The sequence below is a fragment of the Citricoccus sp. K5 genome (genome assembly GCF_902506195.1).
Lineage (GTDB): Bacteria > Actinomycetota > Actinomycetes > Actinomycetales > Micrococcaceae > Citricoccus.
Map to the genome: position 1 here is coordinate 1,089,421 of NZ_LR732817.1, position 16,377 is coordinate 1,105,797.

The following is a 16,377-nucleotide window of genomic DNA, read 5'->3' on the forward strand; positions in this document are numbered from 1 at the left end:
CCTGGCTGCGAGGGTGACGAGCAGGTTAGTATGGGGGGTTGCTTCCGGAATATGGGAAGCCCCCTGACCGTTGAAGAATGCACTACGGGAAGTCCAGTCATCTGAAGGGATGCACGCCACATGGCCATGACCCGCACCATGTTCAAGTCCAAGATCCACCGTGCCACCGTGACCCACGCCGACCTGCACTACGTCGGCTCCGTGACCGTGGACCAGGACCTGCTCGATGCCGCGGACATCCTCCCAGGCGAACTCGTGGCCATCGTGGACGTGACCAACGGAGCACGGCTGGAGACTTACACCATCGCCGGTGAACGCGGATCCGGGGTACTCGGTATCAACGGCGCCGCGGCGCACCTGGTGGACGTGGGGGACACCGTCATCCTCATCACCTATGCGCAGATGGAAGCCGCCGAGGCCCGGTCCTTCGTGCCGACCGTCGTCCACGTGGACACGGACAACCGGATCGTGGACCTCGGGACCGACCCGTCCGAGGCCCTGGCCGAGGACCTGCAGCGTCCGCCCTATGCCGTGGCACTCTGACACCCTGACCCCAGACGTACTGATGGCCGGCCGCAGCACGCGGCCGGCCGTCGTCGTTTTCGGGACTGTTCACGGCCTGTTCACCCGGGGGCCGGCACAGGAGGTCGTGGTCCGTCACGCGTCCGTCCGATGATGGAGAATGAAATCCCAGCCCGGTGTAGAAGGAGACCACATGCTGTTGAACCCTGATGCCCCGCGGGAGAACCTGCGCGAGTTCATCGACAAGTTGCGCAACGGCGGATACACCGTCTCCGACGGCCACACCCCGGATCCGGACCTGATCGATCCCCAGGGCCGGGCCGTGGAGACCTGGCAGGAGGACTACCCCTACGAGTCACGGCTGTCCCGTGAGGAGTACGAGCTCGAGAAGTACAAGCTGCAGATCGAACTGCTGAAGCTGCAGTACTGGGGCGAGGACACGGACCAGCGGCACATCATCGTCTTCGAGGGCCGGGACGCCGCCGGCAAGGGCGGCACCATCAAGCGGTTCACCGAGCATCTGAACCCGCGCACCGCTCGCGTGGTGGCGCTGAACAAGCCCTCGGACCGGGAACAGGGCCAGTGGTACTTCCAGCGGTACATCAACTACTTCCCGACCGAGGGCGAGATCGTGCTCTTCGACCGCTCCTGGTACAACCGTGCCGGGGTGGAGCGGGTCATGGGGTTCAGTTCGGATGAGCAGTACACCACCTTCATGAACCAGGTGCCGCTGTTCGAGAAGATGCTCGTGGATGACGGGATCCACCTCACCAAATTCTGGTTCTCCGTGACGCAGTCCGAACAGCGCACGCGCTTCGCCATCCGGCAGATCGATCCGGTGCGCCAGTGGAAGCTCTCCCCGATGGACCTGGAGTCACTGGACCGTTGGGAGGACTACACGGCCGCCAAGGAGGCCATGTTCCTCCATACGGACACCGACCACGCGCCGTGGACCACCATCCGCTCCAATGACAAGAAGCGGGCCCGGCTCAACGCCATGCGGTACTTCCTGACCCAGTTCGAGTACGACGGCAAGGACCACGAGGTCATCGGCATCCCGGACCCGCTGATCGTCCGCCGTGGACGCGACGCCGTCGGGGACTGATCCTGAGCCAGCCGACCCCGCACTGGGCGCACCCCGGATCGGCGAGGGGTGGGGCCTGCAACCGCGTAGGCTGGAGCACGGCCGCACCCCTTCACGGGCGGCGGCCCATCCCCTGTTGGTAGCAGCACCGAGCGTGCTGGGAAGGAATGGCATGAAGGCTGACATCGGCGTCACGGGACTAGCGGTCATGGGGGCCAACCTGGCCCGGAACTTCGCGCGGAACGGCTACACCGTGGCCTTGCACAACCGCAGCCGGGCCCGGACCGATGCGCTCGTGGCCGAGCACGGCAGCGAGGGCACCTTTATCCCCACCGAGACCTTGAGCGAACTGGTCGAGAACCTGGCGGTGCCGCGCCGCGTGCTGATCATGGTCAAGGCCGGCCAGCCGGTGGATGACGTGATCGACCAGCTGGTGCCGATGCTGGCCCCCGGGGACATCGTCATCGACGCCGGCAACTCCCACTACGAGGACACCCGCCGTCGCGAGGCCGCCCTGGCCGCCAAGGACCTGCACTTCGTCGGCATCGGCGTGTCCGGCGGCGAGGAGGGTGCGCTCAACGGTCCGGCGATCATGCCCGGAGGGCCGAAGGAGTCCTACGAGGCACTCGGCCCCCTGCTGGAGGATATCTCCGCACACTACGAGGGCGATCCGTGCTGCGCCTGGATCGGCACCGACGGCGCCGGTCACTTCGTCAAGATGGTCCACAATGGCATCGAGTACGCGGACATGCAGGTCATCGGCGAGGCCTATGACCTCTTGCGCTCGGTGGGCGGGATCGAGCCGGCCGACCAGGCCGGCATCTTCCGCTCGTGGAACTCCACCGACCTGGCGTCCTACCTGATCGAGATCACGGCCGAGGTCCTCGGACACGTGGATGCGGAGACCGGCAAGCCTCTCGTGGACGTGATCGTGGACCAGGCCGGCCAGAAGGGCACCGGTCGCTGGACCGCCATCTCCGGGCTGGACCTCGGCTCGCCCATCGGGGCGATCGCCGAGTCCGTCTTCGCCCGTTCACTGTCCAGCCAGCCCGAGATCCGTGCCACCGCCCAGCGGTTGCTGGCCGCGGGCACCGACCCGGTCACCGCCCCGCAGGACGCGGACCGTGAGGCTTTCGTGGAGGACGTGCGCCTGGCGCTGTACGCCTCCAAGCTCGTGTCCTACGCCCAGGGCCTCGACATGCTCACGGCCGCCGCCGCCGAGTACGGCTGGTCGCTGGACCTGGGCACCATCGCCTCGCTCTGGCGGGACGGCTGCATCATCCGCGCCGACCTGCTCGACGTCATCATGACGGCGTTCGGCGGACGGGACACCACCCGCCACCCGGAGCCCGGCACCACCGCCGAGGGCCAGCCGTCCAACCTGCTGTTCGCCCCGGAGTTCCGGGATGCCATCGCCGCGGCACTGCCGGCCTGGCGCCGCGTGGTCGCCACCGCCGTGGCCGCCGGTGTGCCCGTGCCGGTGTTCTCCTCGGCCCTGTCCTACTACGACGGACTGCGCCGGGACCGCCTGCCCGCAGCCCTGACCCAGGGTCTGCGCGACTATTTCGGCGCGCACACCTACGGCCGCATCGACCGTGAGGGCACCTTCCACACCCTGTGGTCGGGTGACCGCAGCGAGGTCCAGGCCTGAGGCTCAGCCCTCCATCGACCGGAGAACGACGACGGCCGGCACCTTCAGCGGAAGGTGCCGGCCGTCGTCGTACCGGGCTGGGGGTTTGTTCTCGGTTCCGCGCCGGTCAGATCCACATGGCGGGGTCCACGTACTCCGCCGGGTCCACGGCCGGCTGCTGCTCCCTGGGGGAACGGTGCCGGAACGTCGCGGGGATACCGGTGGCGATCGAGTCAGCGGGGGTGTCCTTGACCACCACCGCGTTCGCGCCGACCGAGGAGCCCTCACCGATCTCCACCGGCCCCAGGATCTTCGCCCCGGCCCCCACCACCACGCCGTCATGCAGGGTGGGGTGGCGCTTGACCTGTTCCAGGGAGCGCCCACCGAGGGTGACCCCGTGGTAGAGCATCACGTCGTCCCCGATCTCCGCGGTCTCACCGATGACCACGCCCATGCCGTGGTCGATGAAGAACCGGCGGCCGATCGTCGCCCCGGGGTGGATCTCGATGCCCGTCAGGGTCCGGGTGGCCTGGGAGAGCACCCGCGCCGGCGTCTTGAGCTTCTCGTGCTGCCACATCCGGTGCGTCAGGCGATGGGCCCAGATCGCGTGCAGGCCCGAGTAGACCACGGCGACCTCCAGGTCTCCTCGCGCAGCTGGGTCATGGGACCGGGCATTGGCGATGTCTTCCTTCAGTCGGGACAGGAAACCCACTGGTGGCCTTTCGATCGGTTGGCGCCGCGATGGAACCGGGATGCCGGGGAGGGGACGGGCGGAGCGGCTGGTCAGCCGCGGATGTCCTCGTAGAGGACGGTGGAGATGTACCGCTCCCCGAAGTCGCAGACCACGGCGACGATCAGCTTGTCACGGTTCTCTTCCTTCGCGGCCTGCTCGAGGGCGGCGGCCACGATGGCGCCGGAGGAGATGCCTCCGAGGATGCCCTCCTGGGTGCCCAGGGCGCGGGCGGTCGACACAGACTCTTCCAGGGTGGCGGCATAGACGTCGGTGTAGATCTCAGTGTCCAGGATCTCCGGGATGAAATTGGCGCCAATGCCCTGGATCTTGTGCGGGCCGGGCTTGCCACCGGAGAGGATGGGGGAGTCGGACGGCTCCACCGCCACCATCTTGACCTCCGGCTTCTGCTCTCGAAGGTAGCGTCCGGCGCCGGTGATGGTCCCGCCGGTGCCGATGCCCGAGACGAAGATGTCAACCTGGCCGTCCGTGGCATCCCAGATCTCGGGGCCGGTGGTCGAGTAATGGGCCTGGATGTTCGCCTCATTGGCGAACTGCTGGGCCCAGACGGCGTTGTCTGACTCGGCGACGATCTGCTGAGCCTTGTCCAGGGCGCCCCGCATGCCGTCGGCACCCGGAGTCAGCACGATCTCGGCACCATAGGCTCGCAGCATCACTCGGCGCTCGTTCGACATGGTCTCCGGCATCGTCAGGATGACCTTGTAGCCGCGGGCCGCGCCCACCATGGCGAGGGCGATGCCGGTGTTGCCGGACGTCCCCTCCACGATGGTGCCGCCGGGGCGGAGCTGGCCGGAGGCCTCGGCTGCATCCACGATGGAGCGGCCGATGCGGTCCTTGACTGAGTTCGCCGGGCTGTAGAACTCGACCTTGACGGCGACCTTGCCGGGAAGACCCTCCGTCAGCTGGTTGAGCATGACCAGCGGGGTGTTGCCGATGGCTTCGGTGATGTTGTTCAGGATGTTGGCCAAGACGGTGTTCCTTCCAGAAACGGTGAACGTGGGCAAGCCGGGAGACGGCGGGAATACAGTGCTGACTTCAGCCTATGACAGGCCGACGCTCTCCGAGGGTTCCACGAGCCATTCCGAGTAACGCTGGCGCACCTTGGCCAGCTTCGGGGTGATGATCACGTGGCAGTAGCCGACGTCCGGGCGGTTGGAATAGAAGTCCTGGTGGAAGTCCTCGGCCGGGTACCACGTGCCGAGCGGCTCGATGGTGGTGACGATGGGGTCTGGCCAATTCTCCTGATTGCGCCGGATGGCCGAGCGGTACAGCTCCTCGTCCGCAGCGTCAGCCGGGAACAGGGCAGAACGGTACTGGGTGCCGACATCGTGGCCCTGGCGGTTGAGGGTCGTCGGGTCGTGCCCGGTGAAGAAGAGGTCCAGGATCAGGTCCGCACCGACGACGGACTCGTCGAACCCGACGCGGACGGCCTCGGCGTGGCCCGTGCGTCCCGAGCAGACGGACTCGTAGGTGGGGTTCGGCCAGTCGCTGCCGGTGTACCCGGACTCCACGGAGGTCACTCCGCGGATCCGCCGGTAGACGGCGTCCAGGCACCAGAAGCATCCGCCGGCCATGGTCAGCACGCGGTGGGACGGGCGCCGGCCGTCGGAGGCCGTGGCTGCGCCGGCGTCGGTGGCGTCGGTGGCGTCAGTGGTATCTGTGGCTTCAGGGGCGTTGTCGAGATCACTCACATTCCCCTACAGCACCACGCTGGCCGCGTTCATTCCCGGGTCAGGCAGAATGGCACCATGAGCGCCGAGACCCACGCCACGGATGCGAACACCCCGAACACCGCCACGCCGACCCTTGCCCAGGTGCTGGAGTGCTTCGAGGAGCTGTGGCCGGCCTCCCTGGCCGAGCCCTGGGACGCCACCGGGCTGGTGGCCGGCCGCCCCGAGCGGCCAGTGGAACGGATCCACTTTGCCGTGGACCCCGTCCAGGACGTGGTGGAAGAGGCCGTGGGAGCCGGCGCCCAGTTGCTCGTCACCCACCACCCCCTGCTGTTGCGCGGCGCGACCTCGGTGGCCGCCACCGGCTTCAAGGGACGGGCCGTCCACACCCTGATCGAGGGCGGCTGCGCACTGCTCACGGCCCACACGAATGCGGACTCCGCCGTCGGCGGGGTCTCGGACGTCATCGCGGACATCCTCGGACTGGAATCGGTCGTGCCGCTGGCCCCGACTCCCGGTGGGCTGCCCGAGGAGGGCCTCGGCCGGGTGGGGCGCCTGCCCCAGGCGCTGACGCTCTCCGAGTTCGCGGCCCGCGTCTTCGGGGCCATGCCCGCCGTCGCCGGAGGGGTCCGCGTGGCCGGTGACCGGGACGGCATCATCCAGACCGTCGCCGTCTGCGGTGGGGCCGGGGACAGCCTGTTCGACCAGGTCCGCGCCGCCCAGGCGGACGTCTACGTCACCGCGGACCTCCGCCACCATCCCGCCTCTGAGCTGCGGGAGGCCGCCCGGCTGACCGGTGGCCGCCCCTACCTCGTGGAGGTCTCCCACTTCGGCAGCGAATGGCTGTGGCTGCCCGCGGCCGCCGAGGCACTGGACACCCTGCTCACCGATCGCGGCTTCGACGTGGAGATCGCCGTGAGCTCGTACAACTCCGACCCCTGGGACTTCGTCCTGACGCCCGGGCCGTGACCACCGAACCGTAAGGACACCACCATGAGCAACGCCCCCACCGTCCCCCTCGCCGACCAGGTGCGCCTGCTGGAACTCCAGCAGCTGGACACGGCCCTGGACCGGGCCCGGCACCGCATGCAGCAACTGCGCCAGGACCCTGACTACACCCGGCTCCAGCAGGAGCTGACCGACCATCAACGGGCCGCCGAGCAGTCCGCCACCGCCCTGGCCGAGGCCCGGGAGGCGGTCCGGACGGCGGAGGCCACGGTGGCGGGTGTGCAGGAACGCCGGGACCGCAACCAGAAGCGCCTCGATGCCGGGCAGGGGTCCGCCAAGGACCTGGAGAACATGATGCACGAGCTGCAGACACTCAAGGCCCTGCAGGACGAGCACGAGGGCACCGAACTGGAGGCCATGGAGGCCGCCGAGCAGGCCGCGGCGGCCGACGCCGAGGCCCAGCGCCGCCTCGCCGCTGCCCAGGAGGCAGCGCAGGAACGCGGTGCCGCGCTCAAGGAGGAGGCGGCCGGCGTCGCGGCCGAGGGCAACGAGCTCACCGGCCAGCGCAAGGCCCTCGCCGCCACCCTGCCCACCGAGCTGGTGGCCCGCTATGACAAGATCCGGGAACGCAACGGCGGAATCGGCGCGGCCCGGCTCGTCGGCAATCGGTCTGAAGCTTCCGGCATGCCGCTGAGTCCCGCTGACCTGGCCCAGATCGAGCAGACTCCCGTGGAGACGCTGGCCTACTGCCCCGACTCGGGGGCCATCCTGGTCCGCGCCGAACAGGCCTAGACTCGACCAGTTCCCGCGCCACACCAGCATCATCCGGCTTCATCCACCTCATCCATACCGTCCCTACCCTCCACAGGAGATGTCCGCGTGCCCCAGCAGTCCACCCCCTCCACCGGTCGCCTCCTGTATGTCGAGGCCGACGGCGGCTCCCGCGGCAATCCCGGTGTGGCCGGCTACGGAGCCCTGGTGCGTGATCCGGACACCGGGGCGGTCCTGGACATCGACGCCCAGCCGCTGGGCCGGGCCTCGAACAATGTGGCGGAGTACTCGGGGATGATCGCCGGACTGCGGATGGCCCGGCAGATCGACCCGGACGCCGCCGTGCACGTGCGGCTCGACTCCAAACTGGTGGTGGAGCAGATGAGTGGCCGCTGGAAGATCAAGCATGCGGACATGCAGAAACTGGCTGCCGAGGCCCGCGGCATCCTTCCCGCCGGCCAGGTCACCTATGAGTGGATCCCCCGGGCGAAGAACAAGGACGCCGACCTGCTCTCCAACGAGGCCATGGACGCTGGGGCCGCCGGCACCGAATGGGTCAAGGCGAAGTCGGGCATCAAGGTGACCGGGGGAGCGCCAGCCCCTGCCCCCGCCCGCTCACCTGCTTCCACCCACGACGTCGGCCCGCTCGCCCCTGGTGCGAGGGTTCCGGAACCCGCCGCGGCTGCCGCCTCGGCCGGCGTCGTGCCGCCACGCCGCGTGGGTCGCCTGCACCACGTGGAGATCTGGGTGGAGGATCTCGAGGACGCACGGTCGAGCCTGGGGTGGTTGTTCCAGGAGCTTGGTTACGCCGTGAGCGGCGAATGGTCCGAGGGGACGAGCTACCAGGGAGCGGGGGAGTACCTGGTCCTGGAATCGGGCCCGCATGTCGGTGCCGGGGGCCATGACCGGCTTCGGCCGGGACTGAACCACGTGGCGTTCCACGCCGGCTCACGGGCGGACGTCGATGCCCTGACCGAGGCCGCCCGGAGCCGCGGCTTCACCCTGATGTTCGCGGACCGGCACCCCTTCGCCGGCGGCCGGAACCACTACGCGGCCTACCTGGAGGCGCCGAACGGCTTCGAGGTCGAGCTCGTGGCTGAGCCGGCCTAGTGGTGAGGAGCAATCCGCGAGTTGCCCTCGCATCCAGCGTGCGCTCGTGAGGATCAGTATCGAGTAACCCTGGTTGGACGTGTCCTTTCGCACATTCCAGGACGTCGATCAGTCGATCGTCCGCAGTCAGGGGCATACGCGCGGACGGAGTGATGGACATCGCGGGCCGAGAGTGGACCGCTGCGGAACACGGTGCCGCATAGTTTCCGGCGGAGGGGCGCCACGATGGTCCCCGCCATGTCATCACAGAGGGAACACCATGCTCGTCACGCACCGCCGCCGGATCGCCGGCGTGATGGCCATACTGGCCATCACCATCACCCTGACAGGCCCCGTCTCCGCCAGCACCGGCCCCGCCGCCGAAGCCGCGACCACCAAGGCCTGCGCCACTCCGGACTTCACCGATGTCCCCCGCGGCGCGACCTTCTACGAACCCATCACCTGGCTGCGCTGTGAACAGATCAGCACCGGCTACGCCAACGGCTCCTACGCCCCGCATCAGCAGATCACCCGCGGGGAGACCGCCCAGCTGCTCTACCGGCTCTCCGGCGAGACCCACGGTGCCGGAATCCAGATCGACTTCACAGACGTTCCCACCTCCCGCTCCGCCTTCACCGCGGTCTCCTGGATGCAGGCCAAGGGGTACACGGCCGGCTACGCCAACGGAACCTTCGGGGTGGACCGGCCCATCACGCGCGGCGAGCTGGCCGCCTTCCTCTACCGTATGTCCGGTGATGAGGCCGCTGCCCCAGTCACGTCGCCTTTTCCGGACATGGGAACTCGGGACAACTTCTACACCCCGGCCACCTGGTTCCACGGCACCGGAATGGTCTCCGGATATGCCGACGGCACCTTCCGTCCCCACCGTGCCGTCACCCGCGGGGAATCCGCCAAGTTCCTCTACGCCCTCGAGACCCGGGTGAACGGCGCCCCGCCCACCTACACCGTGCCGGTTCGCCAGTCCTCCGGACCCGTGAACGCCACCGGCGGCAAGGGCGGCACCTACCGGGACGCCCAAGCTGTCACCTACAGCAACGGCGCGGTCAGCTCTCAGTACCACCTGTACGCCGGGCACCTGAACGGGGCCGGCCCGCACGGCATCTTGATCCACCTGCACGGCGACGGCGGCTTCGAGTACCGCGAACCGCAGTGGTCCACGGTCCCGGCCTACGAGAGGCTTGCCGAGCGGCACGGACTGATGCTCGTCGTCCCCAGCACCCCCGATCAGGGCACCAACACCTGGTGGCGGAAGGACAGCTCCGGGAAGTACGCAGCCGACCTGCTCGAAGACCTGGGCAAGAAGTACAACCTGGACCTGAACCAGGTGTACTGGACCGGCTACTCCGGAGGAGCCGACACCGTCGCCCGGCACATGGTCAACTCCCACTCCGCCGGGTGGACCGGTGGGGCGGCCGTGATGGTGGCCGGTGGCGGGATCTACGGACAGAAGGCACCGCTCCGTCCGATCTCCAGCGCACTGACGAAGAACTTCGAGATGCACTGGGTGGTCGGGGCAGACGACACGCCCTCCCGTGGCGGGGCCTCCGGAAACTTCGACGCCGTTCAGGCCGCCCGCCTCGGTTCTGCCTTCTACTCGGGCCAGGGCCTGGAAACGTCCCTGACCATCAGGCCAGGCATGGATCACTGGGAGATCGCACCCTCAGGGCCGGCCAAGCTCGCCGAGGTGCTTGCCTCCCGCTGAACCGGGGCACCAGCCGCGTACCTGCAGAAGGACGGCTGGAGCTCGGGCTGATCGACCGATCCCACCTACGAGGAGTCAGGAGCCTCCGACGGTGGTGTGCTCGTCGGGGAGGGTGATCTGCAGGCTCGCGGGTCTTGGCCCGGTTCCCGGCACGAGGTCCACGGACCAGTCATGGGTGCCCTGGGCTGATCCCGCGGCCGCGATCACCTCGGCAGCGGACTCGGGTGACTTCACCACCCGAGGGCCGGCCAGCAGCAGCTCACGGGCCACCAGGCCACGTGTGTGCTTGGCGAAATGGGAGACGACCTTGCGCTCACCGTTCCGGATCTGGAAGACGTCCACGGTGACGGTGATGGCCGCCGGAGCCTTCCACTGCGCCGCGTATCCACCCGAGCGGCCGTCGATGATGACGCCGGTGTGCTCGGCATGGGCATCCAGCGGCGGGGTGAGGCGCGGCTTCCACCAGCTGGACATGCGGCCCAGGCCCGGGAGCGAACTGGTCACGGACAGGCGGTGGTTCGGGATGTGGTCACCCAGGGAGAGCACCCCGAACAGGCCGGAGAAGATCAGGACCTTCTCGCGGGCCCGCCGGCGGGCCGTCTCCGGGAGGGAGGCATAGTCGAGGGCGTCGTAGAGCACTCCGGTGAACACCTGGTGGGCCGGGGCAGCAGATGACTCCATGAGCACCACGTTGGCGTCGATGTCCGCCCGCACGGTCTCGCCCACGCCCAGCACCTCGGCAGCATCCGGGGCGGAGGAGACTGCGGCGAGGATGCCCATGGCCGTGGTCCGCTCACCGGCCAGCGTGGGCAGGACGAGGGAGGCGAGGTCCAGGGGTGCACCGGAACGGGGAGCGGTCTTGCCCTCGGAGGGCGGCAACAGGATGAGCACCGAAACAGCCTAGCGATCCCTGTCGGGGCCTGCGTACCACCCCCGCCCGTGCTCTCCGTGGGTCCGACCTGCTCCGCCCCGGGGTCGGACACGGCCAAGACCAGGCACCGGTAGACTGGTGCGCCGGGACAGGCTGGCGGACGGCCGCAGGGCGCCGGTTCTCGGTGCCGTGAGGAACGTCCGGGCTCCACAGGGCAGGATGGTGGGTAACGCCCACTCGGGGTGACCCGCAGGACAGTGCCACAGAAAACAGACCGCCGGCCGGCCTGGTGCATGCATCAGGCGGGCAGGTCAGGGTGAAACGGTGGTGTAAGAGACCACCAGCGGTCCGGGTGACCGGATCGGCTCGGTAAACCCCATCCGGAGCAAGGCCGAACAGGATGTGCTCGAGGGCTGCCCGCCCGAGCATCCGGGTTGGCCGCTTGAGCCCGCCGGCAACGGCGGGCCTAGATGGATGGCCGTCGCTGGGAAGCGGGTGACCGCTCCCGGTACAGAACCCGGCGTACAAGCCAGCCTGTCCCGTCAGACGCGAAGAACCCCCGCCGTGCACGGCGGGGGTTCTTCGCGTCTACAGGCTACTGCCCCTTCTCAGGAGCCTCCGGGGCGCCCGGGGAGTCGGGCCGTTCCGGACGTGCCGCATCCTGACGGTCAGGGACACCGTCACCATCGGCGTCCCGGGGCGAGGCCGCTTGGAGGGCGATCGACTTGGTCACCAGGCCGAATCCGCCATCATGGTTGGCCTCGACGGCTTCCGTGACGGAGTCCTCCAGCACGATCCGGGCGATCTTGTTCTGCAGCATCAGCGGATCCCGGCTGAGGTCCTTCCAGATGGCAACGCACAGCAGCAGCATCACGATGACGAACGGCAGCGCCGAGACGATGGTGATGTTCTTGATGCCGTTCAGGGCCTCGGCCGGCTCGTCGCCGCCGGCCAGCAGCATGGCCGCTGCGGCGGCACCCACGGCGACACCCCAGAAGATGACGGACTTCTTGGACGGATCCGAGGTGCCGCGTTCGCTGAGGGTGCCCATCACGATGGACGCGGAGTCCGCACCGGTCACGAAGAAGATGGCGATGAGGATGACGGTCACAGCGAACACCACGATCGTGAGCACCTGCGGCAACGGCAGGGCGCCGAGCATGTCGAACAGGATCAGATCGAAGTTGATGTCCGGTGCGCCGTCCACGATCTGGGACAGCTGGGCGCTCGTGTCGCCGGCCTGCTCGGCTCGCTCCTGGATGCCGATGGCGCCGCCGCCGAAGATGGCGAACCAGACCAGGGAGACGGTGGACGGTACGAGCAGCACGCCCACGACGAACTGGCGGATGGTCCGGCCCCGGGAGATGCGGGCGATGAACATGCCGACGAACGGTGCCCAGGACACCCACCAGGCCCAGTAGAAGATGGTCCACGTGCCCAACCAGTCCTGCAGGGACTGGTCGCCGCTGCCGGTGCGGGACGCCATCTCCGGCAGGTCCCCGATGTAGGCACCGATGGCATCGGGGATGACGTTGAGGATGAACAGCGTGGGCCCGCCGACGAAGACCAGCAGGGCCAGGAGCAGGGCCATGACCATGTTGATGTTGGACAGCCACTGGATGCCGCGGGCGATGCCGGAGACTGCGGAGGCGACGAACGCGAGGGTCAGGATGCCGATGACGACCACCAGCAGGCCGGTGGTGGCCTGCTCGACGATGCCGGAAGCCTGCAGGCCGCCGCCGATCTGCATGGCGCCGAGTCCCAGGGAACAGGCGGAGCCGAACAGGGTGGCGAGGATGGCCAGGATGTTGATGACCTTGCCGCCCCAGCCGTTCACGGCCTTCTCACCGAACAGCGAGGTGAACATGGAGGAGAACAGCTGTGTGCGTCCCAGGCGGAAGGTGCCGTAGGCGATGCCGAGGCCGACCACGGCGTACATGGCCCACGGGTACAGGGTCCAGTGGAACAGGGTGGTGCCCATGGCCACGCTCGCGGCCTCCGTGGTCTGACCCTCAACGGTGCCCGGCGGGGGTGCCATGTAGAAGAACAGTGGTTCGCCCACGCCGTAGAAGACGAGGCCGATGCCCATGCCGGTGGCGAACATCATGGAGATCCAGGAGGCCGTCTTGAACTCCGGCTTCTCGTCGTCCCGGCCCAGGTTGATGCGGCCGAAACGGCTGAACGCCACGACGATCACGAAGATCGTGAACACGGTGGCGGCGATGACGAATAGCCAGCCGAAGTTCGTGATGGTCCAGTCCAGCGCGTCGGCGGAGAAGTTGCCGAGCGAATCGGATCCGATGAATCCCCAGAGGACCATGGCCAGGGCCACGGCGGCAGCGATGCCGAAGACCCAGTAGTCCACTCCCTTGACGCGGGCGGTCCGACGGGGCTTTCGTTGGCGTTCCCTCAGCTCGCTGACCAGATCAGCTGTTGATTGCGTCTCATGACTCATGATGCCGCTCCGGGACACGGTGGTCCCGGACCTCCTCTCTAGCTCGTCCGCACGCGATTCGGGAACCGCCGGGGCGGGTCTCGGGGCGCGTCGGCCGAATGGTGCGATTCACTGCACCCTAACCCCTGGCCTGATCTGGGGGTGAGAGTGGGGTTCCCGACACGGGGAAGATTCTCGGCGTGCCGATCCCCACCCTGACGCGTCGGACGGGATGCTCGGGTGCGAGGAGGCGGCGGGGTCGTGCCGGGGCCGGTGTGGCGCATCCCACAGGTTCCGAGGGTCGACCACCGCTTCGCCTTGCGCCGGCGCGCGCCGGAATTCACTAGACTGGCACCGCCGTGTGCCATCTGGTTGCGGTATTGGCTGGGACGGGCCATGACCGTCCGCTCACCGGGCGCCCATCGGTGCCCGTCAGCGACAGCGCCGTCGCCGCCTGGAGGCAGGCGCACAAGGGAAGGACCTACCGTGGCAGAAGAGACCAACGGAACCGCGCAGGACCAGCGCGCCGCCTGGAACAACCGGGAGGAGCTGGCTGAGAGGATGGTTCCGCTGATCGGCTCGTTGTACCGGGAGAACAACGTGATCACGAGCATCTACGGCCGCCAGCTCGTCCACAAGGGCGTCATCGACATCATCAAGGCCCACCGCTACGCCCGTCAGATCGACGACGTCGTGCTGCCGGTGGAGGACACCTACCCCATGGTCGAGGCCCTGGCGGAGATGAACCTCGGCGCCGCGTCCATCGACCTGGGCAAGCTGGCCGCGAAGTTCCGGACCGCCGGCGGCGATCTGCAGCACTTCCTGGAGGCGGAGCTGGCCGAGGTGGCCGGGCAGGGTGGCGAGGGCGTCAAGGCCCCCAAGGACGTGGTGCTCTACGGCTTCGGGCGTATCGGCCGCCTGCTGGCCCGCATCATCCTCTCCCACGAGGGCGGCGGCTCGTCCCTGCGCCTGCGGGCCATCGTGGTCCGCAAGAACTCGGAGGACGACCTCGTCAAGCGCGCCTCGCTGTTGCGCCGCGACTCCATCCACGGTCCCTTCGAGGGCACCATCACCGTGGACGAGGAGAACAACACGATCACCGCCAACGGGACGGTCATCCAGGTCATCTACTCGAACGATCCGGCCACCGTGGACTACACGTCCTACGGCATCCATGACGCGATCGTGGTGGACAACACCGGCCGCTGGCGTGACGAGGACGGGCTCGGCCAGCACCTGAAGGCCACCGGCGCCTCCAAGGTCCTGCTGACCGCCCCGGGCAAGGGAGACATCAAGAACATCGTCTTCGGCGTCAACACCGATGACATCACCGCCGAGGACACCATCCTCTCGGCCGCATCCTGCACCACCAACGGCATCACGCCGGTGCTGAAGGTCCTCCACGACGAGTACGGCATCGACTACGGCCACGTCGAGACCGTGCATGCCTACACCAACGATCAGAACCTCACGGACAACTTCCACAAGGGTTCCCGTCGCGGACGCGCCGCCGGCCTGAACATGGTCATCACCGAGACCGGTGCCGCCAAGGCCGTCGCCAAGGCCCTGCCTGCGCTCAAGGGCAAGCTCTCCGGCAACGCCATCCGCGTCCCCACCCCGGACGTCTCGATGGCCATCCTGAACCTGGCGCTCCAGAAGGAGACCACGGTGGAGGAGCTCAACCAGCGGCTCCGTGAGGAGTCGTTGACCGGCGAGCTGCGCAATCAGATCGACTACATCAACTCCCCGGAGATCGTCTCGTCCGACTTCGTCGGCTCCAACCGCGCCGGCATCGTGGACGGCCTGGCCACCATCGTCAACGGTGGCAAGAACGCGGTGCTCTACGTCTGGTATGACAACGAGTTCGGCTACTCCTGCCAGGTGGTCCGCGTCATCGAGGAGATGGCCGGGGACGCCGTGCCCTCCTTCCCGAAGGCCTGACCTGATCTGACCTGACCACGACGGCGGCCGGTCACATTCCGCACGGAGGTGACCGGCCGCCGTCGTGCTGTCCGGGGAGCGGAGTCCTCCCACGGTTCAGTAGACGAAGATGCGCAACACGTCCGGGTGGTGGGCGTGCACGATCGCCAGGAACACGATGACATCGAACAGCAGGTGCACCACCACCACGTAGGTCAGGTTGCGGGTGCGGTTGAAGATCCATCCCTGCAGCAGTGCGAAGGGGATGGTCAGCAGTGGTCCCCAGGATCGGTAGCCGAGCTCCCAGAGGAAGGATACGAAGATCACGGACTGCAGCACATTGGCCGTCCACAGTCCGAAGTGGCGGCGCAGCAAGGCGAAGCACGTGCAGATGAAGAACAGCTCGTCCCACAGACCCACGAAGTTCACCCCGATGAGGAACCGCGCCAGTTCGGAGGGGCCCTCCACGGCCGGCCAGTTCCGGTAGGTGCCGGAGTGGATGAAGTAGGCGGGCAGGATCGCCCAGCCCAGGACCGGCACGGCGACCACATAGGACCACTGCACGCGGGTCCACCTCTTGCCGGTGCGCCATGGATAGACGATGGCACGGCGTCTCAGCCACAGCCGGTCCAGCGCCAGCGGGACGGCCACGGCGGCGGCGAGCACCGCGCCCAGGAGGAAGAACCGGTCCCAGCGCAGGTCGGCTTCCACGGACGTGGTGCTGACGACGGCGATGCCCGCGCCGACCAGCGTCAGGTCCCGGCCGAGTTCCCTGTCCGTCCGCCAGGCCAGTAGGACGCTGAGCACCAGTAGTGCATGCCCCCAGCCGGGCAGCAGCAGGGCGAAGAGCACGAACGCGGACGCCGAGACCCCCGCGGCCGCGGCGAGTGACCCTGGGGAGATTCGGGTGCGATCGACGGACGAGACGGCATTGGGCGGCATGGGCCCAGTATCCCAGCGTCGC

General features: G+C 68.2%; 14 protein-coding genes and 1 other RNA gene. 9 read left to right on the top strand and 6 right to left on the bottom strand.

Features of this window, described 5'->3' with window-relative positions:
• Nucleotides 1–126: 126 nt before the first annotated feature.
• The 3 genes from panD to gndA all read left to right on the top strand — a co-directional run bounded on the left by panD (nucleotide 127) and on the right by gndA (nucleotide 3,257).
• Entirely contained in the window at nucleotides 127–543 is a 417-nt protein-coding gene (panD, locus tag BOSE125_RS04830) for an aspartate 1-decarboxylase (RefSeq protein WP_159554716.1), read from the top strand.
• A 172-nt stretch (nucleotides 544–715) separates the two neighbouring features.
• On the top strand, nucleotides 716–1,627 hold the full coding sequence (gene ppk2, locus BOSE125_RS04835) for a polyphosphate kinase 2 (RefSeq protein ID WP_159550548.1): 912 nt from the start codon (nucleotides 716–718) through the stop codon (nucleotides 1,625–1,627).
• A 151-nt stretch (nucleotides 1,628–1,778) separates the two neighbouring features.
• On the top strand, nucleotides 1,779–3,257 hold the full coding sequence (gene gndA / locus BOSE125_RS04840) for an NADP-dependent phosphogluconate dehydrogenase (RefSeq protein WP_159550550.1): 1,479 nt from the start codon (nucleotides 1,779–1,781) through the stop codon (nucleotides 3,255–3,257).
• 106 nt (nucleotides 3,258–3,363) lie between these two features.
• Here the strand turns inward: gndA and epsC are convergent, their stop codons facing one another.
• From epsC to msrA, 3 genes are all read right to left on the bottom strand, one after another.
• Nucleotides 3,364–3,948, bottom strand: coding sequence for a serine O-acetyltransferase EpsC (gene epsC, locus BOSE125_RS04845; protein WP_159550552.1), 585 nt, complete (start codon nucleotides 3,946–3,948; stop codon nucleotides 3,364–3,366).
• 71 nt (nucleotides 3,949–4,019) lie between these two features.
• On the bottom strand, nucleotides 4,020–4,955 hold the full coding sequence (gene cysK, locus BOSE125_RS04850) for a cysteine synthase A (RefSeq protein ID WP_159550554.1): 936 nt from the start codon (nucleotides 4,953–4,955) through the stop codon (nucleotides 4,020–4,022).
• A gap of 72 nt (nucleotides 4,956–5,027) precedes the next feature.
• A complete protein-coding gene (gene msrA, locus BOSE125_RS04855; protein WP_159554718.1) occupies nucleotides 5,028–5,561 on the bottom strand; it encodes a peptide-methionine (S)-S-oxide reductase MsrA in 534 nt (177 codons plus the stop codon).
• A 174-nt stretch (nucleotides 5,562–5,735) separates the two neighbouring features.
• Between msrA and BOSE125_RS04860 the strand changes: the two genes are divergently transcribed.
• The 4 genes from BOSE125_RS04860 (at nucleotide 5,736) to BOSE125_RS04875 (ending at nucleotide 10,188) form a co-directional block, all read left to right on the top strand.
• A complete protein-coding gene (locus BOSE125_RS04860; RefSeq protein WP_159550556.1) occupies nucleotides 5,736–6,626 on the top strand; it encodes a Nif3-like dinuclear metal center hexameric protein in 891 nt (296 codons plus the stop codon).
• Nucleotides 6,627–6,650: 24 nt separating this feature from the next.
• A complete protein-coding gene (locus tag BOSE125_RS04865) occupies nucleotides 6,651–7,397 on the top strand; it encodes a zinc ribbon domain-containing protein (protein WP_159550558.1) in 747 nt (248 codons plus the stop codon).
• Nucleotides 7,398–7,484: 87 nt separating this feature from the next.
• A complete protein-coding gene (locus BOSE125_RS04870) occupies nucleotides 7,485–8,486 on the top strand; it encodes a reverse transcriptase-like protein (RefSeq protein WP_159550560.1) in 1,002 nt (333 codons plus the stop codon).
• A gap of 259 nt (nucleotides 8,487–8,745) precedes the next feature.
• Entirely contained in the window at nucleotides 8,746–10,188 is a 1,443-nt protein-coding gene (locus BOSE125_RS04875) for an S-layer homology domain-containing protein (protein ID WP_159550562.1), read from the top strand.
• A 75-nt stretch (nucleotides 10,189–10,263) separates the two neighbouring features.
• Here BOSE125_RS04875 and BOSE125_RS04880 read toward each other — a convergent pair whose 3' ends face one another.
• On the bottom strand, nucleotides 10,264–11,079 hold the full coding sequence (locus BOSE125_RS04880; protein ID WP_159550564.1) for a YaaA family protein: 816 nt from the start codon (nucleotides 11,077–11,079) through the stop codon (nucleotides 10,264–10,266).
• Between the two features lie 129 nt (nucleotides 11,080–11,208).
• Here BOSE125_RS04880 and rnpB point away from each other — a divergent pair.
• An RNA gene (gene rnpB / locus BOSE125_RS04885) (RNase P RNA component class A) lies at nucleotides 11,209–11,600 on the top strand.
• Nucleotides 11,601–11,654: 54 nt separating this feature from the next.
• Here rnpB and BOSE125_RS04890 read toward each other — a convergent pair.
• Entirely contained in the window at nucleotides 11,655–13,514 is a 1,860-nt protein-coding gene (locus BOSE125_RS04890) for a BCCT family transporter (protein ID WP_159550566.1), read from the bottom strand.
• Between the two features lie 465 nt (nucleotides 13,515–13,979).
• On the opposite strand from BOSE125_RS04890, the gene BOSE125_RS04895 reads away from it, so the two are divergent.
• Nucleotides 13,980–15,434 carry a glyceraldehyde-3-phosphate dehydrogenase gene (locus tag BOSE125_RS04895; RefSeq protein WP_236557815.1) on the top strand — a complete coding sequence of 485 codons (1,455 nt, stop codon included), beginning with the start codon at nucleotides 13,980–13,982 and terminating at the stop codon, nucleotides 15,432–15,434.
• A gap of 96 nt (nucleotides 15,435–15,530) precedes the next feature.
• Here the strand turns inward: BOSE125_RS04895 and BOSE125_RS04900 are convergent, their stop codons facing one another.
• Nucleotides 15,531–16,355, bottom strand: coding sequence for a CPBP family intramembrane glutamic endopeptidase (locus BOSE125_RS04900; RefSeq protein WP_159550570.1), 825 nt, complete (start codon nucleotides 16,353–16,355; stop codon nucleotides 15,531–15,533).
• Nucleotides 16,356–16,377: the final 22 nt, after the last annotated feature.